The sequence below is a fragment of the Psychrobacillus sp. NPDC093200 genome (assembly GCF_050280345.1).
Classification (GTDB): Bacteria; Bacillota; Bacilli; order Bacillales_A; family Planococcaceae; genus Psychrobacillus; species Psychrobacillus faecigallinarum.
On the sequence record NZ_JBNNVC010000002.1, the window covers coordinates 628,686 to 655,404 of the forward strand.

30 protein-coding genes are annotated in these 26,719 nt (G+C 35.9%); 24 read left to right on the forward strand and 6 right to left on the reverse strand.

Going from position 1 to position 26,719, the window contains the following annotated elements; translation table 11 throughout:
* Positions 1-49 precede the first annotated feature (49 nt).
* From ACQKNZ_RS10775 to ACQKNZ_RS10800, 6 genes are all read left to right on the forward strand, one after another.
* Positions 50-1,273, forward strand: a complete 1,224-nt coding sequence (locus ACQKNZ_RS10775; protein ID WP_340863228.1) for a glycosyltransferase — start codon at positions 50-52, stop codon at positions 1,271-1,273.
* Complete coding sequence (locus ACQKNZ_RS10780) at positions 1,236-1,958, forward strand: HAD-IIB family hydrolase (protein WP_229654063.1); 723 nt, start codon at positions 1,236-1,238, stop codon at positions 1,956-1,958. The genes ACQKNZ_RS10775 and ACQKNZ_RS10780 overlap by 38 nt, the downstream gene beginning before the upstream one ends.
* 498 nt (positions 1,959-2,456) lie before the next feature.
* The gene (locus ACQKNZ_RS10785) at positions 2,457-3,185 is read left to right on the forward strand and encodes a GTP cyclohydrolase II (protein WP_427660144.1); all 729 of its coding nucleotides are present in this window, start codon (positions 2,457-2,459) and stop codon (positions 3,183-3,185) included.
* A gap of 12 nt (positions 3,186-3,197) precedes the next feature.
* Positions 3,198-4,307 (forward strand): bifunctional diaminohydroxyphosphoribosylaminopyrimidine deaminase/5-amino-6-(5-phosphoribosylamino)uracil reductase RibD, encoded by a 1,110-nt coding sequence (gene ribD / locus ACQKNZ_RS10790; RefSeq protein ID WP_427659636.1) that lies wholly within the window; start codon positions 3,198-3,200, stop codon positions 4,305-4,307.
* A complete protein-coding gene (locus ACQKNZ_RS10795) occupies positions 4,304-5,386 on the forward strand; it encodes an FAD-dependent monooxygenase (RefSeq protein WP_151109647.1) in 1,083 nt (360 codons plus the stop codon). Before ribD ends, ACQKNZ_RS10795 begins: the two co-directional genes overlap by 4 nt.
* A gap of 17 nt (positions 5,387-5,403) precedes the next feature.
* Positions 5,404-5,973: a 5' nucleotidase, NT5C type gene (locus ACQKNZ_RS10800; protein WP_151109649.1), complete on the forward strand. Its 570-nt coding sequence runs from the start codon at positions 5,404-5,406 to the stop codon at positions 5,971-5,973.
* A gap of 222 nt (positions 5,974-6,195) precedes the next feature.
* Here ACQKNZ_RS10800 and ACQKNZ_RS10805 read toward each other — a convergent pair whose 3' ends face one another.
* Entirely contained in the window at positions 6,196-7,176 is a 981-nt protein-coding gene (locus tag ACQKNZ_RS10805) for a hypothetical protein (RefSeq protein WP_427659639.1), read from the reverse strand.
* 81 nt (positions 7,177-7,257) lie between these two features.
* Positions 7,258-8,040: a hypothetical protein gene (locus tag ACQKNZ_RS10810; RefSeq protein ID WP_427659641.1), complete on the reverse strand. Its 783-nt coding sequence runs from the start codon at positions 8,038-8,040 to the stop codon at positions 7,258-7,260.
* A gap of 465 nt (positions 8,041-8,505) precedes the next feature.
* On the opposite strand from ACQKNZ_RS10810, the gene ACQKNZ_RS10815 reads away from it, so the two are divergent.
* From ACQKNZ_RS10815 to ACQKNZ_RS10830, 4 genes are all read left to right on the forward strand, one after another.
* On the forward strand, positions 8,506-8,850 hold the full coding sequence (locus ACQKNZ_RS10815; protein ID WP_427659643.1) for a zinc-ribbon domain-containing protein: 345 nt from the start codon (positions 8,506-8,508) through the stop codon (positions 8,848-8,850).
* A 450-nt stretch (positions 8,851-9,300) separates the two neighbouring features.
* Positions 9,301-9,864, forward strand: coding sequence for an NUDIX hydrolase (locus ACQKNZ_RS10820; protein WP_318245405.1), 564 nt, complete (start codon positions 9,301-9,303; stop codon positions 9,862-9,864).
* Positions 9,861-10,871 carry an aldo/keto reductase gene (locus ACQKNZ_RS10825; protein ID WP_427659645.1) on the forward strand — a complete coding sequence of 337 codons (1,011 nt, stop codon included), beginning with the start codon at positions 9,861-9,863 and terminating at the stop codon, positions 10,869-10,871. The genes ACQKNZ_RS10820 and ACQKNZ_RS10825 overlap by 4 nt, the downstream gene beginning before the upstream one ends.
* 24 nt (positions 10,872-10,895) lie before the next feature.
* The gene (locus tag ACQKNZ_RS10830; protein WP_427659647.1) at positions 10,896-11,924 is read left to right on the forward strand and encodes a collagenase; all 1,029 of its coding nucleotides are present in this window, start codon (positions 10,896-10,898) and stop codon (positions 11,922-11,924) included.
* A gap of 58 nt (positions 11,925-11,982) precedes the next feature.
* On the opposite strand, the gene ACQKNZ_RS10835 is transcribed toward ACQKNZ_RS10830, so the two are convergent.
* Genes ACQKNZ_RS10835 through ACQKNZ_RS10845 form a run of 3 tightly spaced genes read right to left on the reverse strand, consistent with a single transcriptional unit; the run spans position 11,983 to position 13,948 of the window.
* Entirely contained in the window at positions 11,983-12,480 is a 498-nt protein-coding gene (locus tag ACQKNZ_RS10835; protein WP_427659649.1) for a methylated-DNA--[protein]-cysteine S-methyltransferase, read from the reverse strand.
* On the reverse strand, positions 12,480-13,382 hold the full coding sequence (locus ACQKNZ_RS10840) for a DNA-3-methyladenine glycosylase family protein (protein ID WP_427659651.1): 903 nt from the start codon (positions 13,380-13,382) through the stop codon (positions 12,480-12,482). Before ACQKNZ_RS10840 ends, ACQKNZ_RS10835 begins: the two co-directional genes overlap by 1 nt.
* On the reverse strand, positions 13,379-13,948 hold the full coding sequence (locus ACQKNZ_RS10845) for a bifunctional transcriptional activator/DNA repair enzyme AdaA (protein ID WP_427659653.1): 570 nt from the start codon (positions 13,946-13,948) through the stop codon (positions 13,379-13,381). Before ACQKNZ_RS10845 ends, ACQKNZ_RS10840 begins: the two co-directional genes overlap by 4 nt.
* A 712-nt stretch (positions 13,949-14,660) precedes the next feature.
* Here ACQKNZ_RS10845 and paaA point away from each other — a divergent pair.
* The 13 genes from paaA (at position 14,661) to ACQKNZ_RS10910 (ending at position 25,039) form a co-directional block, all read left to right on the forward strand.
* Positions 14,661-15,578 carry a 1,2-phenylacetyl-CoA epoxidase subunit PaaA gene (paaA, locus tag ACQKNZ_RS10850; RefSeq protein ID WP_427660146.1) on the forward strand — a complete coding sequence of 306 codons (918 nt, stop codon included), beginning with the start codon at positions 14,661-14,663 and terminating at the stop codon, positions 15,576-15,578.
* A gap of 17 nt (positions 15,579-15,595) precedes the next feature.
* The gene (paaB, locus tag ACQKNZ_RS10855; protein WP_340863218.1) at positions 15,596-15,943 is read left to right on the forward strand and encodes a 1,2-phenylacetyl-CoA epoxidase subunit PaaB; all 348 of its coding nucleotides are present in this window, start codon (positions 15,596-15,598) and stop codon (positions 15,941-15,943) included.
* Complete coding sequence (gene paaC, locus ACQKNZ_RS10860; protein ID WP_427659656.1) at positions 15,940-16,743, forward strand: 1,2-phenylacetyl-CoA epoxidase subunit PaaC; 804 nt, start codon at positions 15,940-15,942, stop codon at positions 16,741-16,743. The genes paaB and paaC overlap by 4 nt, the downstream gene beginning before the upstream one ends.
* A 26-nt stretch (positions 16,744-16,769) precedes the next feature.
* The gene (gene paaD / locus ACQKNZ_RS10865; protein WP_151109669.1) at positions 16,770-17,270 is read left to right on the forward strand and encodes a 1,2-phenylacetyl-CoA epoxidase subunit PaaD; all 501 of its coding nucleotides are present in this window, start codon (positions 16,770-16,772) and stop codon (positions 17,268-17,270) included.
* 13 nt (positions 17,271-17,283) lie between these two features.
* On the forward strand, positions 17,284-17,586 hold the full coding sequence (locus ACQKNZ_RS10870; protein WP_144536207.1) for an EthD family reductase: 303 nt from the start codon (positions 17,284-17,286) through the stop codon (positions 17,584-17,586).
* Positions 17,586-18,359, forward strand: a complete 774-nt coding sequence (locus ACQKNZ_RS10875; protein ID WP_340863216.1) for an enoyl-CoA hydratase/isomerase family protein — start codon at positions 17,586-17,588, stop codon at positions 18,357-18,359. Before ACQKNZ_RS10870 ends, ACQKNZ_RS10875 begins: the two co-directional genes overlap by 1 nt.
* A gap of 12 nt (positions 18,360-18,371) precedes the next feature.
* Complete coding sequence (locus ACQKNZ_RS10880) at positions 18,372-19,145, forward strand: enoyl-CoA hydratase-related protein (RefSeq protein WP_144536211.1); 774 nt, start codon at positions 18,372-18,374, stop codon at positions 19,143-19,145.
* A 14-nt stretch (positions 19,146-19,159) separates the two neighbouring features.
* Positions 19,160-20,677 (forward strand): aldehyde dehydrogenase family protein, encoded by a 1,518-nt coding sequence (locus ACQKNZ_RS10885; protein WP_154310737.1) that lies wholly within the window; start codon positions 19,160-19,162, stop codon positions 20,675-20,677.
* A 79-nt stretch (positions 20,678-20,756) separates the two neighbouring features.
* Positions 20,757-21,617, forward strand: a complete 861-nt coding sequence (locus tag ACQKNZ_RS10890) for a 3-hydroxyacyl-CoA dehydrogenase (protein ID WP_427659659.1) — start codon at positions 20,757-20,759, stop codon at positions 21,615-21,617.
* Positions 21,618-21,625: 8 nt separating this feature from the next.
* Positions 21,626-22,828 (forward strand): acetyl-CoA C-acyltransferase, encoded by a 1,203-nt coding sequence (locus ACQKNZ_RS10895; protein ID WP_427659661.1) that lies wholly within the window; start codon positions 21,626-21,628, stop codon positions 22,826-22,828.
* Between the two features lie 319 nt (positions 22,829-23,147).
* Positions 23,148-24,026 (forward strand): phenylacetic acid degradation operon negative regulatory protein PaaX, encoded by an 879-nt coding sequence (paaX, locus tag ACQKNZ_RS10900; protein ID WP_144536219.1) that lies wholly within the window; start codon positions 23,148-23,150, stop codon positions 24,024-24,026.
* A 64-nt stretch (positions 24,027-24,090) separates the two neighbouring features.
* Positions 24,091-24,735, forward strand: a complete 645-nt coding sequence (locus tag ACQKNZ_RS10905) for an NIF family HAD-type phosphatase (protein WP_427659663.1) — start codon at positions 24,091-24,093, stop codon at positions 24,733-24,735.
* Positions 24,736-24,844: 109 nt separating this feature from the next.
* Positions 24,845-25,039 carry a hypothetical protein gene (locus ACQKNZ_RS10910; protein WP_427659665.1) on the forward strand — a complete coding sequence of 65 codons (195 nt, stop codon included), beginning with the start codon at positions 24,845-24,847 and terminating at the stop codon, positions 25,037-25,039.
* Between the two features lie 103 nt (positions 25,040-25,142).
* On the opposite strand, the gene ACQKNZ_RS10915 is transcribed toward ACQKNZ_RS10910, so the two are convergent.
* Positions 25,143-25,619, reverse strand: coding sequence for a gamma carbonic anhydrase family protein (locus ACQKNZ_RS10915; protein ID WP_427660148.1), 477 nt, complete (start codon positions 25,617-25,619; stop codon positions 25,143-25,145).
* A 129-nt stretch (positions 25,620-25,748) separates the two neighbouring features.
* Here ACQKNZ_RS10915 and ACQKNZ_RS10920 point away from each other — a divergent pair, with 129 nt between their 5' ends.
* Complete coding sequence (locus tag ACQKNZ_RS10920) at positions 25,749-26,717, forward strand: NAD(P)H-dependent flavin oxidoreductase (RefSeq protein WP_427659667.1); 969 nt, start codon at positions 25,749-25,751, stop codon at positions 26,715-26,717.
* The last annotated feature ends 2 nt before the right edge of the window (positions 26,718-26,719 follow it).

Consider the following 26,719-nt stretch of genomic DNA (forward strand, 5'->3'; position numbering starts at 1 on the left):
TAATATAAATAGCGTTAGTTAAGAAAAAGATAGATAGGAGATGCTGTTTATGTGGAAAAGAATTTTATTTATCTCCGAACATGGTGACCCTCTAGAAACATTAGGTGGTAAGCAGGCGGGTGGACAAAATAACTACGTTAAAGAGCTTGCTCTTGAACTCGGACGGAGAGGAATTGCAGTTGATGTAGTTACACACTGGAGTAATCCAGATACTCCAAGGATCGAAAAATTAGGAAGTAGGTCAAGAGTAATAAGATTTGCTGCAGGGCATAAGGGTTATATTCCTAAAACTAAAATATACGATCTTCTGCCAACATTCTATGAGGAAATAAAAAAAACAATATCTGTGCAAAAATATGATGTTATTCATTCACACTATTGGATGTCTGGTCTATTGGGACTTGCTTTAAAGGAAGAATTCGGTATTCCGCTTGTGCATACATCACATTCCCTCGGCATAGCCAAGAAACAGGCAACAGGAGTTGAGGAGCCTATTCGTCTAGAAGCAGAAAAGCATATATTAAACTCTGCTGACAAGGTTATTGCAACAACTGAAGTTGAAAAACAAATAATTTTAGATTTTGCAGACAACAATCCCGAAGTTGAGGTAATTTCGATTGGAGTTGCAAAAGAGTTCCAGTCACATTCTAAACGAAAAGCAGGAATGAAGCCCTTATTTGTATATGCAGGACGATTGGAAAAGACTAAAGGAATTAGTACACTATTAGAAGCATTTCATAAAATGAAAAAGGAAAGTCCAGAATTAGAGGCTAAACTCGTTTTAGCAGGTGGAGATAAAGAAGAAATAGATCCCATTACACTATTGCCAACTGATCCAAGTTTAAGAGAAAAAGTAAAAGGAATTGAAGAATATATAGAATTTATAGGTCCTCAATCTCAACATAACTTAAGTGAGCTGTTCTCTAAGGCTACTTCTGTGATTGTTCCTTCCTATTACGAATCATTTGGTATGGTAGCTGCAGAAGCACAGGCATGCGGGACTCCAGTTATTGCCTCAGGAGTAGGTGGCTTAAAAGATGTTGTTTCTCACGGTAAAACAGGTTTACAAGTACCTCCAAAAGATTCTACACAACTTGCTAAAGCAATGAAGAATATATTAAAAGACAATCTTTTAGCAAAAAGACTAGGTAAAGAAGCTGCAGAACGTGCAAGTCGTATATTTAACTGGTCAAGCATTGCTAAAGAAATAGATAAAACATATGAGGATTTGTTACATGCAAATGATTACGCAAATGCTAGCCACCGATCTTGATGGTACGCTGGTCGGTAGTGAAGAGGATTTAAGAGTATTACTTAAATATTATGAAAGCCTTGATGAGAAGGTTTCCTTGGTTTATGTCACAGGTAGACATAAAGGTTCCGCTTTAGATTTAATTAGAGAAGCAAAAATTCCAATGCCAAGCATTTTAATCTCGGATGTGGGAACAGGTATATATGTAGGCACAGACCTTAAAGTTGATTTAGAATGGGAACATAAAATGAAATCTAATTGGGATCCAGAAGCTATTAAAAATATTGTTTCTAAATACCCAACAATATTTCCTCAAAAACTACCCAATGAATCTAGAATTTCCTATACAGTAAAAGAAGATAATGACAGCGTGGAAAAGCTAAAGCAAGAGTTAGTGCTTTCAAAGATTCCTCACAAGTTTATCTTTAGTTCAGGTAGAGACATTGACATTCTACCTGAAAGTAGTGGAAAAGGATCTGCTTTGACATACGTGATTGAAAAATATGTAGATACAAATGCGTCGATTCTTATTGCTGGTGATTCTGGTAATGATGAGGAGATGCTTAGTCTAGGATATCCATCCGTAATTGTTGCAAATGCTCAACCAGAGCTTTTGGCAATTAAAGACCATCCGAAATTGTTTCGGGCAACCCAAAATTGTGCGGGTGGTATTTACGAGGCATGGTTACATTTTTATAGTAAATAATTTTTTGGAGACTGTTCAATTTTTTATTGAACAGTTTTTTATTTTGCAAATTATGTAAATTTCACATGAAACAACTTACAAGTGAACATAAACGTTTTTCACTGTGATCATCACTACGGATGGTGGGGTCATAAGCAATCAGTGTACAGCAGTTAAGGATTTTCGTGTGAGACGAGTGCTGAGTGTGAAAGTTTGTCGCTCAACTCACGAAAAGCATCTCTTCATGATTTTTTTCTTAACAAACAATTATGGATATATTATTTATAAGTATAAGAGAAGAAGAATATAGTATGGGGTGTGTTAAAATAATAAGTTGAAAGAGAAAAATTAAATGGCGAACCAATAAGGGAAGAATAGATAATTTGACATTTCATACTTGTAATTTTATACTAGGTTACGTTATGTAAGTGAATTTGTACAATCAGAATATAATAGACATAAAATTCGATTGAATTAGAATGATAGGTGAGAATGAGAATGAATATAAAAAAAGAAACCATGCAAATTTTGCAAAATAAAATAAACATAATAACTACAAATGAGGCATTCGATCTTTGCCTAGTAGGTCCGGTAAGTTTGCCTATAAAACAAGATGATTTCGAAACGACTTTTAATTGGTACTCTTGGGTGAAAATTGATAAAAATTTATCAAAGGAAGACGTTGTAAAATCCATTTCCACATCTAACTTGGCTTTTGGACAGCAATCATCGGTGCTAGTTTATGGTGATTTTTCTAATGAAGAAGATGCTTTAATTCGTATGCATAGCATTTGTCATACTGGTGACATTTTTGGTAGTCAAAGATGTGACTGTGGCTATCAGCTTCATGAGTCGATGAAGATGGTGGCAAACCACGGCTGTGGGGCCATCTTTTATTTAGCAGATCATGAAGGTAGAGGAATAGGTTTGTTTTCTAAGTCTCTTGCTTACCTTTTACAAGAAGAAGGATATGACACAGTAGAAGCAAATCATGCGCTTGGCTTTGAGGATGACACACGATCTTATGAAGATGCAATCCGTGTATTGGAGTCTTTAAGACAAAAGCCTGTAACTTTAATAACAAACAATCCAAGAAAGCTTGCTGCTTTAAAGGGACATGGTTTGCTTGCAGATCATCATGTTCCTCTTTGGGGTGGTCTAACTGAAACGAATGAGTTCTATTTGAAAACGAAAGTAGAAAAGTCTGGTCATATTATTTTAGAAGAAAACCCTAGTTTGACTGTATGAGGTGAGTATAGTATGGAAAAAGATCATTATTTTATGAAATTAGCACTTGAAATGTCTGCTAGTGCTAAAGGGAAAACGAATCCTAACCCAATAGTAGGGGCAGTAATTGTTAAGGATGGTGTTATCGTAGGAAGTGGAATTCACCGTAAAGCAGGAGAGCCCCATGCGGAAGTCCATGCTTTTAAAATGGCAGGAAGCCATGCGGAAGGAGCAACTTTATACGTGACGCTTGAGCCTTGCTCTCATTATGGAAAAACTCCTCCTTGTGCAAATTTGGTAAAGGATTCCAAAGTAGCACGGGTAGTTGTTGCGACTACGGATCCTAATCCGGAGGTTGCCGGTAGGGGGATACAATTACTACGTAATGCTGGCATTGAAGTGGAAGTTGGAGTTCTGGAAGAAGAGGCAAAAAAACTAAATGAACGCTTTATACACAATATGACTACTGGATTGCCGTTTGTCATCTCTAAGTTTGCGATGACATTAGATGGTAAGATTGCAACCCATAACGGACATTCAAAATGGATTACAAGTGAAAGTGCAAGGAAAGATGTTCATCATCTCCGAAATGAAATAGACGGCATTTTAGTAGGTGTAGGCACAGTTATTGCTGACAACCCAGCGTTGACAACAAGACTTCCTGAGACACAAGGGAAAAATCCTACTAGAATTATCTTGGATACTAATTTAAGAACACCTATCGATTCCCAGGTTCTTCAAACAGTAACCGCTAAAACTATTATTTTAACAAGTGACGAAGTAGATATGGAGAGAGCTAAGCCATTTGAAGCAAAGGGAGTCAAGCTGATATTTGTATCCAAAGAAACAAATGGGTTAGATTTATATGCTGCACTTCGAGAACTTTATCGATTAGGTATAACCGATATCCTTGTTGAAGGAGGAGGAGCAGTAAATGCCTCCTTTTTAAACGCAGGTTTGATTGATAAATATTATATTTATATAGCTCCAAAAGTATTGGGAGGAAAAGATTCCATTACACCTTATACAGGTCCTAATCCGGATACCATGATAGCTGCAAAGCATTTGTATTTCGATGAGTTCCAAAAGCTTGGAGAGGACCTTCGAATAATTGCATATCCTAAGCAAGGTGATGAAAAGTGAATCTAAAAGTCGATATTTGTATTGTTGGAGCTGGTCCAGGTGGATCTCTCCTTGCTTTCTTATTAGCTAGAAAAAATATTAATGTAGCTCTTATAGAAAGAGATAAAGAAGTAGGAAAAGCTTTTAGAGGAGAACATCTTAATGAAGAGGGAGAAGCAATTCTAAAAAAATACGGCCTTTTTGAAGAAATAGAACAGTTGGGCTTACTACGAATGGAAAAATTAGAGTACTGGCAGGATGGTAAGCCTTTTAAAACAATTTTACCACAACCAGAGATTGGTCATCTCGGCATTCATGTACCACAAGCTAACCTTTTATCAGTCCTCATAAAATCTGGGACTCATTTTCCAAATCTAACATGTATGATGAATACTAGAGTAGCCGATTTACTAAAGGATGATGCTGGAAACTATTGCGGTGTCTTAGCTATACAAAATGGACAAGAAATTACGATAGATTGCCAGCTCATTATTGGAGCTGATGGTCGTAATTCAACGGTACGTAAAAAAGCAGAAATTGAGGTAAATAAACGAAAACACGGTTATGATTTACTATGGGCAAGAATCCCATCACCAGAAGGATGGGAACCATCGATCAAAATGGCGTTAATCAATAATAAGCAATTATCGTTATTTACTCAAACGAATGATTTTATACAAGTCGGCTGGAATATTGAAGAAGGTTCATTTTCAACCTTACGTAAGGAGCCCTTTACAGCATTTATCCAACAGTTAGTGGAAGCTTTTCCTGACCTAAATGAAACCGTGCATAAGCATATTCAATCGTGGAAGGATTTTGTGCTATTAGATGTGTATAGCACAACAAGTGAAAACTGGGGCTCATCTGGTTTAGTATTGATAGGCGATGCTATACATACAATGACACCGACTGGGGCATTTGGTCTAAATAGTGCTTTAAAGGATGCTGATTATTTAGCTACGTTAATAGACAAAGACTACGTAACTTTATTGGATTCGTTTGATTGCTCGACTCAAAGAAAAAGAGAAATTGAAAAAATTCAAGCATCTCAAATTGAGAAGGAGCAGTCCTTTGCTTCCCAATTTACAATCATGTTATAAGAGTAGGAGAACAAAAAATGAAATTTGGTTTTGATATTGATGATACTTTAATTAATTTAAGAGAGCACGCTTTTCATTTGTATAATAAGAAACTCAACCAAAGTGTGGATTTAGATGTTTTCCGTGCATTACAGACGGTGGAGATCCATGAAGCATTTGGACTAAATAAAGAAGATGGAAATGCTATGTGGAGAGAGTGTATGGAGGAAATTTATTTTACGGATTGTCCATCTTTTGAGGGGGCTTTAGAAACTCTAAATTCCTTAGACAATGATGGTCATGAAATTTACTATATTACCTCTCGCCCCAAAAAATATTGTGCTCAGACTCGTGAGTGGATGAAAGCGCAAGGCTTTCCAGTGAAGGATGAACACTTCTATTGTGGAATGCTAGACGATGAAAAAATAGCAACCATCATGAAATTAGAGCTAGATTACTATTTTGATGACAAGCCAGCTGTTTTAGAAACGCTAAAAGATGTGCAGACAAAAGTTTTCATAATGGATCAATCTTATAATCAGTCAGTAGAGATGCCGAGGATGAAACAATGGATTGAATTAGATAACATTCTCAGTAATAATAAATAATCGGTCGGTTTTAATTTCAAAAGCACTGTTCTAACAGTGCTTTTTTTGTTTCCATATGATAAGAAATTGTTTCATATTTGCCTTGTAATAAAAGCTTCCGGAGAAAAATGTCGGAAGCTTTAAGTTCTTTTGGGGCGGTTTTCGCAACTTTAGGAGACACTTTTCTATTTTTAGGAGCGCTTTTTGATCTTTTAGGGGAGAAAGTACACTTTACGAGCGCTTTTAATTTTCTTTCTGAATTATCTCTCGTAGCTGTTTATCTTTTTCGTTTAAGATAGGAAAATCGTTCAAAGGTTTAAAAAGACTTAAATCTGAAAAAGTACTCTTATCTTGAAGAGAAGACTCGATTATTTTGTATATTTCTTCTTTTTTCAATTGATTCTTTTGGGTGTCAATTGTTATTTCATAAAAATGAATGCCATCAGACCACGTATAAGCTAGAAAATCATCTTTATATGCAGATACATATAAATTTACCTCGGTACCATTCTTTAGTAAAAATTTACTTTTTTCGTCATAAGCATCAATTACAAGATCACTATCTCTAATAGTATAAAGGAATGTTTTGTTTTGAAAATTTTCATATTCGATTATTAATTCGGGACCGATATGATCTGTTATCCATTTAGATATAATTGACTTAACTTCATAGCCCTTATCCATTGTGGGGAATTTAATTTTGTCCATATCTTTTAAAAGGGTATCATAAAACCGTTCAAAAACACCTTCCTCCACTGGTTTTAAAGACAAGCCAACAGCATCTACTACATCATTACTAAATCCCTCTTTAAGAAAATCAATATGGTATAGCTCATTTCCGTCAAGACCTAAAAGTGTTGTAAATGAGGCATCCTCATTATTACCAATTTCAATTTCCATGCTCTCGTGTGATAACCTTCTCAAATTTTCTAATGATTGAACGTAATTTTCGTAATCCTCTTTCGAATAATTTAGTAGAGAAGAGAACGAAAGATATTTGTAGCCGGTGCTTAAGTAAAATGTTTCTTGATACTTTAGTACATCCTTGGATGGGTCATAGGTCAAGAGTGTGCTGTCTAGCTTATCCTCTGGTTTGATAAAGCCTAACTTTTTAAAGCTTCTAATAGACTTGAAGGCATGTTCTATCATTGCTCTTTCATCCATTACTTCCGTAGTAACTTCATATGGGAATTTGTTACTATCATTTGTATTCGATAAAGCCACAGTCCCACAACCAATCAATAAAATGAAAATGATAAATCCACCAACCCATTTGCTAAGGTTTATAGGTTTTCCCCCTCAAGTTTATTCAGAACCGTTTTTTATCTTCTGAAAGCTAGCTATGGAGGCGTGATATATTTTCTCCATTTTCTCTTCTAAAAAGCTAGTTCTTTCAAACAATGAAGTTCTTACATGATCGATTTGGCGCAAAATCTTCTCCATTAATCCTTCTTGATTGTCTACTCTGTTTGTTAATTCCTTTTGTCCATCTTCCAAATTATTAAACTGTTCATTAATTATTTGACGGAATTGATTCTGTTCATTAACTTTATTCATTATTTCATCATTAAAAATATCTACTTTTTCTATATGAGATAAAACTTCCTTATTCTCTAGAGAAAGATCTTCGAGCTTATTTACAATACATATTTGTGTTACCTCTGCTTGTTCTAATCGAGACATTATTTCATTTTGCGTATCGTCCAGTTTTTCAATTTGAACGGTTAAATCGTTTTTGCCTAATTGCTCGTCTTTTATTAGTAGCTGTATAGTATGGTTTTGCTGCTCTAATTTTTCTAACCAGTTATATACTTGTTTCTCAACAAGCTCATGTTTGATATTGAGTTCTTTTAACTCCTGTAGTTTTGCATTCATTTCATACGATTGAGTTATTTGCTGATGACCATAGTGATATTGAGATCTTCTTAATCCTTTAATGGCTCGAAGAAAAGCTTCATTTGCAGTATTTTGATCTTGTATGAACTCAGATAAGTGGTTACATCGATATTCTGTTTGATTAGGCGCCTTTATTTCTGCCGTATTTTTAAATACCCCAGGGTTTTGGTATTCATTGATGAATAATCCCATTAGGTGTTCCTCCCTTGTGAGCTAGCCTTATAGTTAGAATATGCAAGTATGCAAAAAGTAGGTATTGTTAAATCGCTAACAGAAATAACAGCAAAACGAGTTATATAATTCCTAATTAAATGAAAAATTTATAATAAATAATGATTATTGTATTGTATAATATGGTCTAGAGGTATTTTATTTGAAAAAACAAATAATTAAAGCCCGCATTAGGGAAATTTTCTCTTTTTTCCTTTGCTAAGCGGCAAGGTGGAACATCTCATTCAACTTTTCCTGAAACAGAAAAGGGCTTTTTTGTATGGAAGGCTGTAACTGAATCACCTTATCGCTATTGGTTGAAAAGAGAAGCAGATGTAATAGCTACTTTAAATAATGAAATAAACTTATCTGCTCCAATTTCCATAGAGGAATTTAATTATTTTAATGAGTGCTTATGAATTTTTTGGAAATTGGGGTGAATACGTAGTGAAATTTATAGGTCCGATTATCATGTTTGCTGGAATATGCTGCTTGGCAATTGCTTGTTTTGAATTTTTTACTCTGGAGTTTTTTGAGGAGCCTCAATATTTCTGGTTATTCTTCGTAGGAGCACCCCTTATCTTTTTCGGCTTTTTATTAACAGGCGTAGGTAACTACAAGAAATTAAAAGAAATAAACAATGAGGCAACACGTGAACAAATGGCGGCAGCCAGCAAAGGATGGGAAGAGGGACAATTAAAAGCGGAAGTCTATTGCTCCAATTGTGGTCACCCAGTTGGCAAATCCTTCAAATTTTGCTCTGAATGTGGTAGCTCTCTGCAAAATAATTAAAGGTGTTTTTTGTATCAATTACTTTTTACGTCTGAACATAGTTAGCATTATTAATGCACTTATGATTTTTATATCATTTGAATTACAGTTAAACTTTTATAGAATAGCTCGTATAACGAATTGGGAAACTGACGCCGTAAACCTATTTATGATGATTCTCCATGTTTTAGGTTTCATATCATTGATAACAGTTCTACTCCTAGTAAACGGCAGGTGGCTCCAATACAGAAAGAGCAGATATATTTCTTCTTTCCTGTGGTTTCCATATTTGATTTTTTTCATTCTTTTGTTCGCTAGTATTTTTCCTATAACCTACAGGGGAGATGACCCATCACCTGCAACAGCGTTTATCATTATTGGACAACTAATTATCTTTCCTTTCTTCCTCGCTTTTATATTTTTTATTGGTAAAGCTATATCTACGGAACCTGAATATCTATTTTCTAAGGAGTGAAAATATTGGACACATGGAAAAAGCTAAGCTCATCCTATTTGTACCAGTCACCGTTTGGCAATTTACGAAAAGACAAATGCGAGTTGCCCAATGGTCAAATAATTGAAGATTATTATGTAAATGAATACGATGATTGGGTAAATGCTATTGTGCTTACAAAGGAACAACAAATTGTATTAGTAAGTCAATATCGCTATTCAGCTCAAAACATATTTTTAGAGATTCCTGCTGGAAAGCCAGAAGGGGGAGAAAGCTATCAGGAAGCAATTTTAAGGGAAGTTCAAGAAGAGACGGGCTACTCAACAGACCGAGAACCTATATTATTGGGCCAATTTTACGTAAATCCGGCAACTCAAACCAATAAGGTATTTACCTATCTGCTTCTAGATGCTTATCATACTAGTGGTCAGCAGCTCGACCCTACAGAATTTATAGATGTTCATATTTATAACTGGAATGAAATGGGTTCATTGATCGTGAATGGAGAGATCCAACAACTTTTTACAGCTCATGCCTACTATATGGCTTTATCTTATTTAAAGGAGAAGCCCATTAGATGATAAAGGGTTATGCCACCAGAGAAAAAACATTAAATTATTTAAATAATCATGAGTCAAAATATAGAGAAACTACTTGGTTTTATTGCTCGCCAATTGCAATCGGGACACATTTAGGCGATATGACAAATGAAGATTCCGAGCTGTATGAAAAAACAATTAAATACTGCCTCAGAAATGGTGTGAATTTTATAGATACCGCTCTAAATTATCGTGGTATGAAATCAGAGAAAGATATAGGGAAAGTGCTAGAGTCGCTAATAACAAACAAAGAACTTGATAGAAGTGAGTTTGTCATCTCAACAAAGGCGGGCCTAATTCCAGGTGATATAGATGCGGGTCTTGTTCCAAGTGAATATCTAAAATATGTGCTCTTAAAAAATGAAATCATTCAAGAAAAGGAAATACAGACAGTTGCACATCAAAAGCACGTACTTACTCCAAGCTATTTTCAGTTTGCACTAAATCAAAGCAGAACACACCTTGGTTTGGAGACAATTGATATTTATTATTTACATGTTCCGGAAATTTCTATGAAAGTTCTTGGAGAAGAGGCGTTCTACAAAATGCTTGAAGAATTATTTTATTTCTTTGAGCAACAAGTAAAAAAGCAAACTATACGATTTTACGGTTTGGCTACCTGGCTGGGTTTAATTACAGATAGTGATGAGAAAGGCTATATATCTTTAGAAAAAACGGAAAAAATAGCGAGAAGGGTAGGAGGGCTTAGCCATCATTTTAGATTTATCCAAGTGCCCTTAAATAGTTCCTTACCTGGAGCAAATAATAGGGAAACTCAATCAGTTTCAGGGATAGCGCTGACAGTTTTAGAAGCTGCTAGGGATCTAGATATTCACGTTACGACCAGCGCACCATTTAACCTAGGTAAAGATGTGGAAAACACAGATGATATCTTGCGATTCCTAATGAATACAAAAGACATATTGTCAACAATGGTTGGAATGAAACGAGTAAATCACGCCAAGGAAAACATTGCAACTTACAAATGAACTTTTATTCATTAGGAGGATAAATTGAAAGCCTTAATTATTCAAGTATTGTATTTGTTGTTACCTATTGTCGTCGGATTGTTTGTCGTGCAAATGTTTATCGAATTTTCCAGTTGGTCCTATTTAGAATATGGCGTGCTCATTGCCCTCTTTGCTTTAAATTACATGATTATAAAGAAAATTATCTGCTTAAAGATTAATAATCTTCTTATGACTAGTTTCTTTTTTGTTGGCACTCTCTTATTTTCCATATTCATTGGAGGAAGCATTTGGTTGAACTATGCAGAGGAGCCTTATCAAGAGATAACTCCTTCATCTAAGATAACAAATACAGGAGAGAAAGAAATAGGAAGCATATTCCATATTTTCTTTAATAGCCTCATCCAAAAGGATATAGAAAAGAAAAAAATTGCGAATATTTCTTATTATTTTGCAGAAGAAAATATAGCCTCTGTGAATGAGTACTCCTCTCTTTTAGAGAAAGAAAAGGCTAAACTTGATCTGATTTTTGGAAATGAAGTGAAGGACCCTTTATCGATTGAAATATATAATGATCCAGCTGCTATTAAGGAAATATCGCCAGGAGCGGTAGGTTACTATAAGCGCATGGATCAATCAATACATCTTATGATAATGGACGAGGAGAAAAGATGGGAAAGAATATTATTACATGAATATACCCATTATCGTATTCACCAGTTCGCTAAAATCAATGGATTAAGCAGCAAAATGGAGCATCTACCTTTTTGGTTTATCGAAGGGCTGAGTGAGTACGTAGGATATCAGGATAGAGTTATCGACCCGAACATATTAAGTGAAACAGTGGATTATCGGTTAATAGACACAAACAAAACAATACCATCTAAATTAGAGCATTATAAGGTGTACCTTCAGGGATACTTTACAGTTAAAAAATTGGATAGTTTGTATGGTACTGAAGTTTTAACGGAGTTATTATTATCTAAGTCATTAGATGATTTTTATAAAAATTTTGAGAAGACTACGGGAAAGAGTACAATAGATTTTCAACAAACCCTTTTAGTAAATTTATAAAATTAAATTAAATGGTTTGGAAATAAGGAGCCGAGACAATAGTCTCGGCTCCTTTACATTAATGCTTATCAATTTGTACTAAATTGTTTTTTAATTTTGCTTGTTCATGGTTTAAAAGCCATTCTTTTCTCCATAGCCCACCTGCGTAACCTGTCAACTTTCCTCCAACGCTAATGATTCGATGACAGGGTATAACGATAGGCAACCTATTTTTATTGTTCGCACTCCCAACAGCTCTAACCGCACGGTCATTACCTATAGATTGAGCAATATGCTTGTAGCTTACAGTTGTGGCATATGGAACTTTAGTAAGTGCCTTCCAAACAGATTGTTGAAAATCAGTACCTTCAAAAATATATGGAAAAGTGAAGTCCATCCGGTCTCCATAAAAGTACTCATGCAATTGTTTAACGCATATATGAACTACAGCAGGATGATTGTCATCCAATTGAAAATCTGTCTCAGTTCTTTCGGTAAAGTGGATGGCATAAATAGCCTCCATCGTACTTAAGATTTCTAATACTCCAATCGGTGATTGAAAGTCTACTCTATGCATTATAATGACCTCCAAAGATAAAATGTAGCGTAAGCCTGCCAGCCTTCCCAATTCATAGCCAACTCTTTTAGTTCAGCCATAGTAGGTTTACGGTCTAAGTTTAATTGTTTTTTTAAGGCGTTATGCAAGCCAACATCGGAAATAGGGAAAGCAGTGGGCTCTTGTAGGCTTTTCATTAAAACATAGTCTGCAGTCCAAGGTCCAATTCCTCTAATAGATGTTAAAAACAAATGCTTTTGTTCGAATGTCTTTTGTTTAAATACTAAATCCTTCGATAACTTTCCCTGTAGAATGAGCTGAGCGATTCCTATAATATACTCTGCTTTTCTAGCACTAAATTGTAGCAGTTTTAAATCCTCTACAGTTAAAGATGCAACTATTTCTAATGAAGGAAAAACATAATATTTGTTACCTTCATACTCTAACGATTCTCCATATTTTTCTACTAAGCGCTTCTTTAAAGTGTAAGCAAATGTTAAATTGATTTGCTGACCTATAATAGCCCAACTTATTGCTTCAAAAAAATGGGGCATACCAACTATACGTAATCCATAATAACTTTGAACGATTGGACGTAAAACAGGATCATTATTAGCAAGTTCATAAAAATCTCTCAAGTCCTTCTCCAAATCAAACCATTCACTAATAAATGTAGTAACTTTTTTAACTTGTATAGTAGATGGTTGAGTAAGAGGAAATTTGACAATTATATTTCCTGGTTGCCACTCAATTATGAACAAAATGAGTTCATCATCCGTTTTAAGTAGCTTATAAATGGAGTTGTCGATAACTCTGTACAACCATTCTTGTTCAGGTTTCATTAAATGCTTCAGACATTCAGCGAAACTAAAGTCTTGTGGAGTTGGAATGCTCAGTTGACTTAGTTGTACTTTTTCATTCATACTTGCATCTTCCTCCATTGTTTACGAAATTCACTTGGGGAACTTTGAAAAGAATTTCTAAAGGCTTTATAAAAGGTAGAGGTGCTTTGAAATCCAGTTTGCAAGCTTATTTCTAAGTTTGAGGCATTTGTATGCTTCAGTAAATGGGCTGCCTTTTCTATACGAATCCTTTCTAGAAGCTGGCGGGGACTCTCCGATGTAACCTTTTTAAATACACGCTCTAAATGGAAAGGGCTGACTCCCATATGTAATGATATATTTTCTAATGTTAAGGGTTGTCTATAGTTATTAGTTAAAAAAGAAATGACCTGCTCGACTAAATCTTCTTGAGGAGCTAGTTGTAAATCAGGCTTACATCGTTTGCATGCACGAAACCCTGCTTTTTCAGCTTCTGACTTAGTTTTGTAGAATACTACGTTTTCCTTCTTGGGTTTACGGGATTTGCAGGATGGCCTACAATAAATTTTTGTGGTTTTAACAGCAGTATAAAAATACCCATCATAATTATGATCACACGCTATTATCCTTTGCCACATTTCCTCAAAGGATAGATTTATTTTATCCATTAGTTTCCTCCTCCATTAATTTTACAAATATAAGAAAGAGCCTCAATCTTTTATCGCCATTATAGAAAAACATGAGCAATATGGAAACACAACAATTTTATACTTTTCAAACAATAAGATAGATTTTTTTCCTCTAGCAGGACACTTTTCCTATGGAGTTACCGAATGCCTCTAAGCTCTACAAACACTTATATAGTTAAATAAATTTAAGTGAAAAGTACTATTTTTTTATGATTAAATTAACTGTTCTTCCCAGTTGGTTTTCTTGCTAAACATGGAGCATGCGGTTACTTAAATATCATACCATTTAAATTTTTCCAAAAGTAATCTTCATTTGTTTTACCATATCAAATAATTATGTAAGAATCGTCTTATTTCTTGCGCTTATGGTCTAAACATAATTTTTTCTTTTAGTTTTCAGAATTTTTCGTTGACTTAAATTTACAAAAATATTAATCTGTAATAAATACATTACTATTTTTTAGTTTTACGTTTAAAAACGGTTATATGTTTTCGTCTCTATCTTTTATAAAAGGAGGATTTAATTTTCTTTACTTTTAATATAGATAAGTTTAGTAGTTTGCTTGTTATTTGTAACTGATTTTACGAAAACGTTTTAAGGTTGTTATGACTAGTTTTAGATAAGCATAGCTTGAATAAAGGAGGATTTTAGTTGAACGTAGTGCTAACTTCTGAAGAAGAACAACAAAAAATGTTTCAGTTTTTGGAGCGTATTCATTCAGGAGATAAAATTGAAGCAGACGATTGGATGCCAGAGGAATATCGAATAACTTTAATAAAATTAATTTCTATGCATGGAATGAGTGAAATAATGGGAGCATTGCCTGAAAAGGAATGGGTTCCGCGAGCACCTTCCCTGTCTAGAAAACTTGGTATTATGGCTAAGGTGCAAGACGAGATGGGGCATGGTCAGCTCTTACTTCGAGTTACAGAGGATTTGCTAAAACCCTATGGAAAAAATAGAGCTGATTTGATGCAAGATTTATTCAATGGAGACTTGAAGTTTCATAATGTATTTCATATGGAAACCAAGACATGGGCCGATGCTGGAATTATCGGCTGGCTTGTAGACGGAGCTGCAATCATAACGCAAACCAATATGCTTAATGCCTCCTACGGCCCTTATGCTAGAGCGTTACAGCGGATTTGTGCTGAAGAGGTATTCCATGCTCAGCACGGAGAATCTATAATTATGGCCCTCGCGGAAGGAACAAACGAGCAAAAAGAAATGATTCAAGAGGCACTAAATCGGTGGTGGGAGCCACTTCTTATGTTTTTTGGCCCGGCCTCTAAAGAAACCACTGGATCCTCTAAACAGGATTTGACGATTAAATACAAAATAAGAACTAAAACAAATGAAGAATTCAGACAACTTTTTTTTGATAAATACATTCCTCGTATTTTATCGTTGGGATTAACTGTACCTGATTCAACGTTAAGATTTGATAGAGAGAGCAACAATTGGATATATCAACAACCTGATTGGAACGAATTTAAGCAAGTCATAAAAAATGGTGGTCCTAGATCAGAGGCACGTCTTAATCTTAGAAGAACCTCTTACGAAAATAACGCCTGGGTAAGAGAGGCGCTAAGTGCTACTGTAAGCTAAGGGAGGAACAAATAACAATGAACGAAGAAAAGAGCTTTTATCAAGAATATGAAATCTTTAGCAAACGTACTTCAAGCTCTGCATTTCAACACCAATTTAGTCTGCTAGCTCCTAATGAACAAATGGCTTTTATAATGGCTCAGGAAAACTTCATGAGACGGGAGCCTGTAGCAGACATTTGGATTGTCAATCGAAAGCATATTCGCAAGATAGAAAATGAAGAGAAGCAAACACTAGTCAGATTGGACAATAAAGAATATCGCACAACAAAAGGCTATGGTTATCTAAAGAAAAAATGGCGCCAATACGAGCAACAAATTTTGGATGAAAAAGAAATACTATCGTGGGGAGGAGATCGTAAATGAGTGAGGAGATGAGCCAGGAATATAAGGACGCTACGCAGAGTCTTCTTTTTCAACTGGCGGATGATGATTTTATGTTTGCCTATCGTGGTTCTGAATGGCTAGGCCTCGCACCTCACATAGAAGAAGACGTTGCCTCCTCTTCTATTAGCCAGGACAGCATGGGGCATGCTGCCATGTATTATAAACTTTTAGAAGATTTCGGAGTAGGAAATGCAGACCTTCTTGCTCACCTTCGGCCTACTTCCACTAGGAAAAATAGTGTTCTTACAGAAAGAGCTAACGGTAAGGGAACATACATGGAAACCCCACAATACGATTGGGCCTTACAAGTTGTTAGAAGTTATTTTTATATATCGGCTAAAAAAGTCAAAGTAGATTCCTTGTGTGCAAGTTCATATGTACCGTTAGCAGATATAGCCTTGAAGGTAAAAATGGAAATTTTTTATCACGTGTTACACTGGGAAATATGGTTCAAACAATTATTATCCTCAACGGATGTTGCCAAAAAGAAAATGATGCATGCAATCTTACAAGTGAGTGATGACTTTTCCGATTTTTTTTCATATGGCATAGATAAAGAGATTATAGAAAAACATCACCTAATTGAAACTGAGGAAATTTTAAAGGAAAGATGGAACAAGAGATTATCTCCCATTTTTGAGTCTCTTCAGATTGAAAAGCCTAATATTCCGATTATACCTAAGAAGAACGGGCGAAATGGAGAACATTTAAAAGACTTGGATGAAGCGCTTAAAACTCTTTCAGAAGTATATAGTATTGATCCAGCAGCATCTTGGTAAGGATTAAATGGAGAGAGGTGACAAATGTGTTAAAAAGCTCAACTGTTACTAAAGAGTCCATATTGGAAGTTCTATATCAAGTAATGGATCCAGAAATAGATTCTGTAAGCATAGTGGATCTCGGTATGATTGAAGAAATTATTATTGAGGAAGAAGCAGTAAAGGTCCATTTACTTCCCACATTTTTAGGGTGTCCTGCTTTAGATATCATCAAAGGAAATACAAAGGCTGCTTTAGAGAATATTTCTGGAGTAGGAAAGACTGAAGTAGATTTTGTTTTTCATACTCCTTGGACTTCGGACCGAATAACAGAGCAAGGGCATGCCAACTTAAGGAAGTTTGGAATATCACCTCCTCCACTATTTAAGGAAGGGGAAAATTCATGGGAGGTTGAATGTGCCTATTGCGGATCTACTTATATATCCATGGAAAATATATTTGGTCCAACCGCCTGCAGAAGCATCTTATATTGTAAAAGCTGCAAAAATGTATTTGAAGCAATGAAACCTATTTCTACATTTATGTAAAGGAGGAAATCCAATGGCTAAATTGATAGCGATGTATAAACACCCAGAGAACAAACAGGAGTTTGATGACCACTATTTTAAGGTGCATGCTCCTATTACAGAACAAATTCCAGGCTTAAAGGAGATGAAGGTCACAAAATTTACGAATTCTCCAATGGGTGGAGACCCTAAATATTATTTAATGTGCGAGATGATATATGATGATTTAGATTCCTTGAAAGCAGGATTAAATTCTCCTGAAGGAAAAGCATCAGGTAAAGATTTAATGGGGTTTGCAGGAAACTTGGTAACTCTTATGATAGGTGAGGATTCTTAATGGTTTACCGATTCATTGAAACTAGAATGAAGAACCAAGTTGGGATAATTGAATTGAATAGACCCGAACGGCTTAATTCCTTAAATAGAAAAATGGTTAGTGAAATATTAGAAGCATTACTAGCGTTTGAAAGTCATGAAGACATTCGAGTTATAGTCCTTACTGGAAATGGGAAGGCCTTCTCAGCTGGTGCTGATATTGAAGAAATGATGGGAGATAATCCTATTAGTCTAGAATTATTAGATCAATTCTCTGATTGGGATCGATTAGCAACTATTAAAAAACCGATTATTGGGGCAGTAAAGGGCTATGTCTTTGGGGGTGGATTCGAGCTTGCTCTATCATGTGATCTCTTAATAGCTGCAGCTGGGACAGAGTTTTCATTTCCTGAGGTAGGGCTTGGAGTAATGCCTGGCGCTGGAGGTACGCAAAGACTTACTAAGTTAGTAGGAAGAACAAAAGCCTTGGAATGGCTATGGACCGGAAAGCGGATCTCAGCAAATACAGCTTTGAACAATGGCATTATCAATAAAATTGTAGCGAGTGAGCTACTAATGGAAGAATCAATGAAGTTGGCTACCATTCTTGCTTCACAACCACCTATTTCTTTGCGACTTATAAAAGATTCTGTGAACAAGGCAATAGATTACTCACTCCATGAAGGGATGCAGTATGAAAGAAAAAACTTTTATTTACTATTTGGCACAGAGGATCAAAAAGAAGGAATGAGTGCGTTTGTTGAAAAAAGAAAACCAAATTACCAAGGGAAATAGGGAGGAGTGAATATGTACGAGTCCATTAAATATTTTGTGAAAAATAATGTAGCTTGGATTGTCTTAAACAGACCAGATAAGCTCAATGCATTTAACGCTAAGATGAATGAAGAGTTAAAAGCTGCATTTAAAACCGCGTCTTCTTCGGAAGAAGTACGTAGTATTCTCTTGACTGGAGAAGGTAGAGCCTTCTGTTCTGGACAGGATCTAACTGAAGTGGATGCTCAGATGGATTATGGAAACCTATTAAGAGAATCGTATTATCCGATGCTAAGACAGATTAGTTTATGCGAAAAGCCAATTGTTGCAGCGGTAAACGGGGTGGCTGCTGGTGCCGGCTTTAGTTTGGCCTTAGCCTGTGATTTCCGTCTGATTTCCGAAAAAGGTAGCTATTTAAATGCTTTTATCCATGTAGGTCTCGTACCAGACTGTGGGAATATGTATTACTTATCTCAGTTAATAGGCGTAGCTAAAACATTAGAACTCTCAATTTTAGGTGAAAAAGTTTCAGCTCAGCAGGCAATTAACCTAGGTTTAGCCAATAAAATTATTGAGGTTCAGGAGTGGGAAGATCAGTTAACATATTTTGCTGAACATTTAGCTAGCTTGCCTTCTAAAGCAGTTGCCCTTATAAAACGTTCAATGAAAGCGATTACAGAAATGCCTTTAGAGGAGTATCTAGAATTTGAAGCACAATCACAGCGAATAGCAGGACAAACCAATGATCATCTGGAGGGTATCGAAGCTTTTTTAGAAAAAAGAAAACCTGTTTTTTCAGGAAAATAAGGAGTGTCTTATTCATGACAACTATTAAAGACGATAAAACCGAAAAAGAGTCTCTAAAAAGAGCATTTTATCATTTAATAATAAATGGAGAAAAGATGAAAGGCTCGAAGGGTGAAACAATTAAAACCTTTAACCCAGCTAACGGAGAACTTGTAGCTGAGGTTGCTAAGGCTACCAAGGAAGATGCAGAAAAGGCAATTGCAGCAGCGCGTAACTCTTTTGATCACGGTAAGTGGAAAATGTATCCTATAGGTCGCAGAGCACAGATTTTAAATAAAATTGCTGCAATTATGCGCTCTCGCTTCAATGAGTTAGTGGAGCTAGAGATTTTAGATACTGGAAAGACGCTTCACGCTGCTCAAGGTCAAGTAACCCAAGCTATTGAGGATTTTGAGTTTTATGCGGGTGCAATTGTTGGACACCGAGGTTCTGTCAATAATGTGCCAGGTCAGTTTCATAACTATACAGAAAAAGAACCTGTTGGAGTTTGTGCACAAATTATACCTTGGAATTATCCACTGATGATGGCTGCATGGAAAATAGCGCCAGCAATAGCTGTAGGCTGTTCTGTTATCGTGAAGCCAGCATCTTTAACTCCATTAACCGCCATAATACTAGGTGAAATTTGTTTGGAGGCAGGTGTTCCACCAGGAGTTGTCAACATTGTCCCTGGTTCAGGCTCAGAAATTGGAAATTATTTAGTAGAGCACGCCGAAGTGGATAAGGTTGCTTTTACAGGGTCTACCCCTATAGGGAAAGACATTATGGGAAAAGCTTCTGAAAGCTTGAAGCGGGTAACTCTAGAACTTGGAGGAAAGTCCCCCAGTATAGTGTTTGCTGATGCGGATATTGATGCAGCTGTTGATGGCTCTTTATTTGGGATTTTTTATAATTCAGGTCAATCCTGTGAAGCTCGTTCTCGCTTGTATGTGCAAGAAGATATTTATGAAGAGTTTGTAAGTAAGTTTCTAGAAAAGACAAAAAGACTTCAATTAGGAGATCCTTTTGATAAAGGAACACATGTTGGTGCTATTATAGACCAAACACAGTTGGATACGATAAATGGATATGTTCAATCAGCGATAAAGGATGGGGCAGAGATTATAGCAGGAGGCCATACATGTTCTCCAAAAGGATTTGAGAATGGTTTTTGGTTTGAGCCGACTATAATTTCTAACGTAAATCACGAGATGAGCGTAGTAAAAGAAGAGATATTTGGGCCGGTTGTGGTCGTAATGAAATTTAAAGATGAAAAAGAAGCGATTAAATTAGCTAACGATACTACTTTTGGACTTGGCTCAGCTATTTGGTCAAAGGATGGAGCAAGAGCTACAAGAGTTGCTAATCAGATCAAGGCAGGTATAGTAATGGTGAATTGTCCGTTTTCAGCATTTCCAGGAACTCCTTTTGGCGGATACAAGCAATCAGGCTTTGGAAGAGAGCTTTGTATCGAAACGTTAGATCTGTACACAGAAACTAAGAGTATCTTATCTTACTATGGAAGCCGTCCTTTAAATCCTTTGGGGCTTTAAAGAAATACATTAAAAGGGCGGGAGCTTAAAGATGGTTCCTGTCTTTTTTCTACATAAACAAAATGGGGAGGTGCTGTTTTTGGTTAAACATATAGTTGTTGTAGGCTCCGGTGTAATGGGACGAGGAATTGCCTATGTAGCAGCTCTGTCTAATTATGAGGTGACAGTTGTCGACAACAATCAAGTAGCCTTAGAACAAGCTAAGCAAGAAATCGAGGCTTTATTTGAAAAAGGTATTGAAAAAGAAAAACTAACTACTGAAATGGCAGAAAGATATTTATGTAACCTTAGTTATGAATTAGAACTTACTTTAGCGGTGCAAGGAGCTGATTTAATAATAGAAGCTGTTCCTGAGAAAGCTGCAATTAAGAGAACAGTGTTTGAGACAATAGAAGCACATGCTAAAGCAGAATGTTATTTTGCAACTAATACCTCTACTATGAGCCCAACAGAAATTGCATCCTTCGCTAAACGTCCCGAAAAGACAATTGCTATGCACTTTTTTAATCCAGTACATAAAATGCCATTGGTAGAACTAGTGAGAGGGCTAGAAACTAGTGATGATACCGTGGAAATCATAAAAAAAGTTGCTAAGCAGATGGGCAAGGAAACGGTGGTAATTAAAGAGTTTCCAGGGTTTATTACTAGTCGAATAAGTGCGTTGGTTGGTAATGAAGCATTCTATATGCTTCAGGAAGGCTTAGGTACTCCGGAAGAAATTGATAAAGCCATTAAATTAGGCTTGAATTACCCAATGGGACCTTTTGAACTCGGTGATCTTGTTGGATTAGATACTCGACTAAATAATTTAAAGTATTTACATGAAAAGCTTGGTGAAAAATATCGGCCAGCGCCTTTACTTGAACAATACGTTAAAGCTGGCCGGCTTGGAAGAAAGACGGGCAGGGGCGTTTATTGCTATACGGACGAGGGAGAGTGAAATAAGAAATGAGAGAAGTTGTAATTGTAGATGCTGTACGCACTCCTATCGGTAGGTATAATGGATGTTTAAAAAGTATACGGCCAGATGATTTAGCATCCTTTGTTATAAAGGGACTTATAGAAAGAAATAAAGGACTTCCAGTCGATCAAATAGAAGAAGTTATTTTAGGAAATGCCAACCAAGCTGGGGAGGATAATCGTAATGTAGCGAGGATGGCTTCGTTACTCTCAGGACTACCGTTAGAGGTTGGTGGCACTACAATTAATAGACTTTGTGGTTCAGGTTTAGATGCAATACTTTATGCAGCTCGAGCAATTGCAGTAGGAGATGGTGATATATATATTGCCGGCGGAACAGAAAGTATGACTCGTGCTCCTTACGTAATGGCTAAGCCTACGAAAGAATTTCCAAGAGGAGATATGGAGCTTGTAGATACAACGATTGGATGGCGATTTATAAATCCATTGTTAAAAGAGTTGTATGGAACTGATTCAATGCCAAAGACTGCTGAGAATGTTGCTGTTAAGCACAGAATATCTAGGGAGGATCAAGATATCTTCTCCTTTGAAAGTCAACAAAGAGCTAAAAACGCGATGGAGGATAATCGTTTTTTAAATGAGATAATTCCTGTGAGGTTTACAAATCATAAAGAAGAAGAAGTATTGGTTGTGGCCGACGAAAACCCCCGACCAGAAACAAGCTTAGGAAAGTTAAAAAAATTAGCTCCTCTTTTTGAGGGTGGTACTGTGACAGCAGGAAATGCATCTGGTGTTAACGATGGTGCGGCTGCGTTACTTCTAATGAGTGCAGATAAAGCAAGGGAATTAGACTTAAAGCCTATTGCAAGATATGTTGCTGCTGCAACTATCGGTCTAGAACCAGCTCTCATGGGACTTGGACCCGTATTTGCAACAAGAAAGGCTTTGAAACGTGCAGGTTTAAAAATAGAGGATATCGGATTAATAGAATTGAATGAAGCATTTGCTTCTCAATCACTGGCATGTATAAGGGAACTAGGGCTAGATCCACAAATCGTTAATGTAAACGGAGGGGCAATTGCACTTGGACATCCCTTAGGTGCTAGTGGAGCAAGAATTGTGACCACACTTATTTACGAGATGAGAAAAAGAGAAACTAAATACGGCCTCGCTACGATGTGTGTAGGTGTAGGTCAGGGAATTTCAGCAATATTTGAAGGTATTCAGTAAGTCCGAATATAAATACAAGAACATCTCTATGTGCGTTTGACGTACCGTTTGTAAGAGATGTTTTTCTAATGCCTAAATAAACTAATGATTTTATTTTTATATTCACTCGAACAACCATTCGCACTATAAAATATGTAGTATATTTCTAGATTAAATGCTTTAACAATAAAATTTGTTTAATCTATATGAGGTTTATAAATACAGAAAATTAAATTATTTTCAGGGAAATAATTAGTATATCCTTATAACAAAATAGTGAAATAATTTAGAATTCGTGATATATTTCTAGTAGGTAAATTAGAAAAGAGTGAATGATAGTATGTCTAACACACAGTCAATGATCTTTACGATATATGGCGATTATATAAGACACTATGGCAATAAAATATGGATTGGTAGCCTTATTCGTCTTCTCAAGGAATTTGGACATAATGAACAATCAGTCCGCGTAGCTGTCTCTAGAATGATGAAACAGGGATGGTTAGAATCTGAGAAAGTAGGAAACAAAAGCTATTATTTTCTTACCAAACGAGGTAAATTAAGAATGGAAGAAGCTGCGAATCGAATCTTTAAGCTGATGCCCAATGAATGGGATGGTAAATGGCGCATATTAATGTATACAATTCCTGAAGAAAAAAGGCAGATACGTGATGAGCTTCGTAAGGAGTTGTTGTGGAGCGGATTTGGCAGCTTTTCAAATGGTTGTTGGATATCTCCTAATAATCTAGATAATGAAGTAGAATTTTTAATAGAGAAGTATGATATAAATGAATATGTTGATTTTTTTGTTTCAGAATATAAAGGTCCAAAAGAGAACAAGGCTTTGGTGGAAAAAAGCTGGCCACTCTTAGAAATAGAAGCAAGATATAAAGAGTTTATAACTACTTATAGCCAACAATATATAGTTCATCAAAGTATGATGAATGATAAGAAAATGTCATTAGCTGAATGTTTTGTAGAAAGGACTAGATTAGTTCATGAATATCGGAAGTTCCTATTTATTGATCCGGGTCTTCCAAAGGACCTGTTACCTGAAATATGGAGCGGTAATCATGCTGCACTTTTATTCGAGCAATATTATAAATTACTGGCACCTTCAGCAAGCGAATTTTTTGAAGAAGTTTTTCAAGCAGATAATGACCTTCAACGAAAAGATGTAAAATATGATGCTAACTACCACCCACTTTTAAAGGAATAGTGCTTGGAAACCGAATCTTAATAGGTTCGGTTTCCGTTATATATAAGATATGAGGAGGAGAATAATGAAAAAATGCTGTATTTTTGATATGGACGGAACGTTATTTCAAACAAACTTAATATTAGAGCCTGCATTAGAAAAAACTTTTAATATGTTAAGAGAGCAAGATTTATGGAACGAAGATACGCCAATAGAAAAGTACCGAGAAATTATGGGCGTTACACTTCCTACCGTTTGGAAAACTCTTTGCCCAAAGCATTCTTACGAAATTCGAGAAAAGAGTAATGAATATTTTCATAAACAACTAATCGCCTTGATCAAAAACAACGAGGGTGCACTCTATCCACATGCAGAAAAGGTTTTAATGACTTTAAGCGAGGACTTCGAGGTGTTCATCGCTAGCAATGGACAGGAAGAGTACTTGAAGGCAATAGTCGAAACATATGATCTGGAAAAGTATATTAAGAAAGTGTATAGTATACAAACTGTTGCATCCGGCCATAAATCAGAGCTAGTAGAAAGGGTATTGAAAGAAAATCAAATTACATCAGGATATGTAATTGGTGATCGCTCATCGGATATAAATGCAGCGAAAGATAATAACTTGATCGCAATTGGGGTTGAATTTGACTTCTCTCAGCCAGAGGAACTGGAAAAAGCAAACTATATTGTAAAGGATCTTAGAGAGGTTCTTGAATTTACTTTATAATTCCGAAGCTATGACTAATTAAAATACATAACGTTTGCTAGAAGCTTTTTTTATAGTAGTTCGTAAATTAATTTAAAATATAAGGGCCTACGAAAGAAGGATATTTTACATGAGTGAGCGATGGAAGCGTAAAAAAGAAAAGAGAGCAGAAAGAAAACGTCAACAAGATAAATATACTTGGGCAGATGTTTTTGGGGACATTTTTTTCTGGATTCCTGAACTATTTTTTTTACCTTTTCGTTTATTGTTTTGGATGCTGCGAGGTCTTTTTAGGGCATTAGGCAATCTTTTTGATGGAATATAACGGCGTACTAAAAGCAGGGGAATAAATCCCCTGCTTTTAGTTTTAATTCATAACTGACCTTGTTTATTTATGCAACTTTAATTGAAAATAATTTGATAACTAGTTATGCCAAATTATTTTCAAATATTTCTCGGTAGTCATAGCCTTTTTGTACATAGGTGTCTATAGATAGCTGAATTAGCTCTATATCTTTGTCATTTAACTCTCTTACTACTTTTCCAGGCGAGCCAACGATTAAAGATCGTGGAGGGAATTTCTTGCCAGAAGGAACTAAGGTGTTTGCCCCTACAATACATTCTTCACCAATCTCGGAATGATCTAAAATAGTAGAGCCCATTCCTATAATAGATCGCTTACCAACCCTGCATCCATGGAGAATAACATTATGTCCGACAGTTACTTCATCTTCTATAATTACAGGAGCGTCTTCATACAAATGTATTGTCGAATTATCCTGTATACTACATCGCTTACCAATAGTTATAGGTGCCTCGTCACCTCGTAATACGGCATTGAACCAAATAGTAGACTCATCTCCTATTCGAACATTTCCAATTATTTTAGCACCTGGTGCAATCATGGCTGTACCACTTATACTTGGGGTCTGCCCTTTAAACGAAATAATCAAAAAATTCACTCCTTTTTTAATTTTAACAATTGTCATTCTACTAATTATAATATAACATATTTTAATAGGGGTGGATAAAAAATGATATACGTTTGTGAGATGTTAGATATTACTTTTCCTATTATTCAAGGCGGAATGGGGAACATAAGCAACGCACAGCTTTCATCTGCAGTGACTGAGGCAGGTGGCTTAGGGACCATTGGATGTGGAACGATGTCTCCAAGTGAAGTAGAAGAAATAATTTTAGAAACAAAGAAAAGAACTTCGAAAAATTTTGCAGTAAATATTGCAATTAGTGTTTCTCCTTATGTGGATCAGCTTATTGAACTTGTTATAAAGCATAAAATTCCTATTGTTTCTCTTTCTGCCGGAAACCCTGCCCCTTATATACCTATATTGCATAAACACGGTATTTTAGTAATGACCCTAGTAGCTTCTGTTAAACACGCACTTAAAGCAGAACAGGCAGGGGCAGATATTTTAATTGCTGAGGGATTTGAGGCAGCAGGTATTAATTCTAATTTAGAGCTGACTACTTTTACCTTGGTACCCCAAATAGTTAAACAAGTGAAATTACCTGTTATAGCAGCAGGGGGGATCGGGGATGGAAAGGGGTTAGCAGCAGCGATATCGCTTGGTGCAAGTGGAGTACAGCTTGGAACTAGATTGATTACAACAAAAGAAGCTCCATTTCATGAAAATTATAAAAAACGACTGCTTGAAGCTGGGGATGTAGATACAATTCTGGTTGGTCGTAGTGTGGGGAGGATACGAAGAGTATTAAAAACTCCTTATGCTAGTAAAATTATTGATCTTGAAAAACGTGGGATGACTATTCAAGATTATGAGAAAAGCATGACGGAGTCGCATCATAAACGGGGTGCAATAGAGGGAGACCTGGAAAACGGTTTTTTAAACAGTGGTCAAATCGCTGGTTTAATAGATAACATACCTTCTGTTGAAGAGCTGTTCAATAAAATGATATTAGAAGCAGAACATAAATGGCAAGAAGCATTAGAGGAACTTAAAATGCTAACAAGGGAAAGATAAAA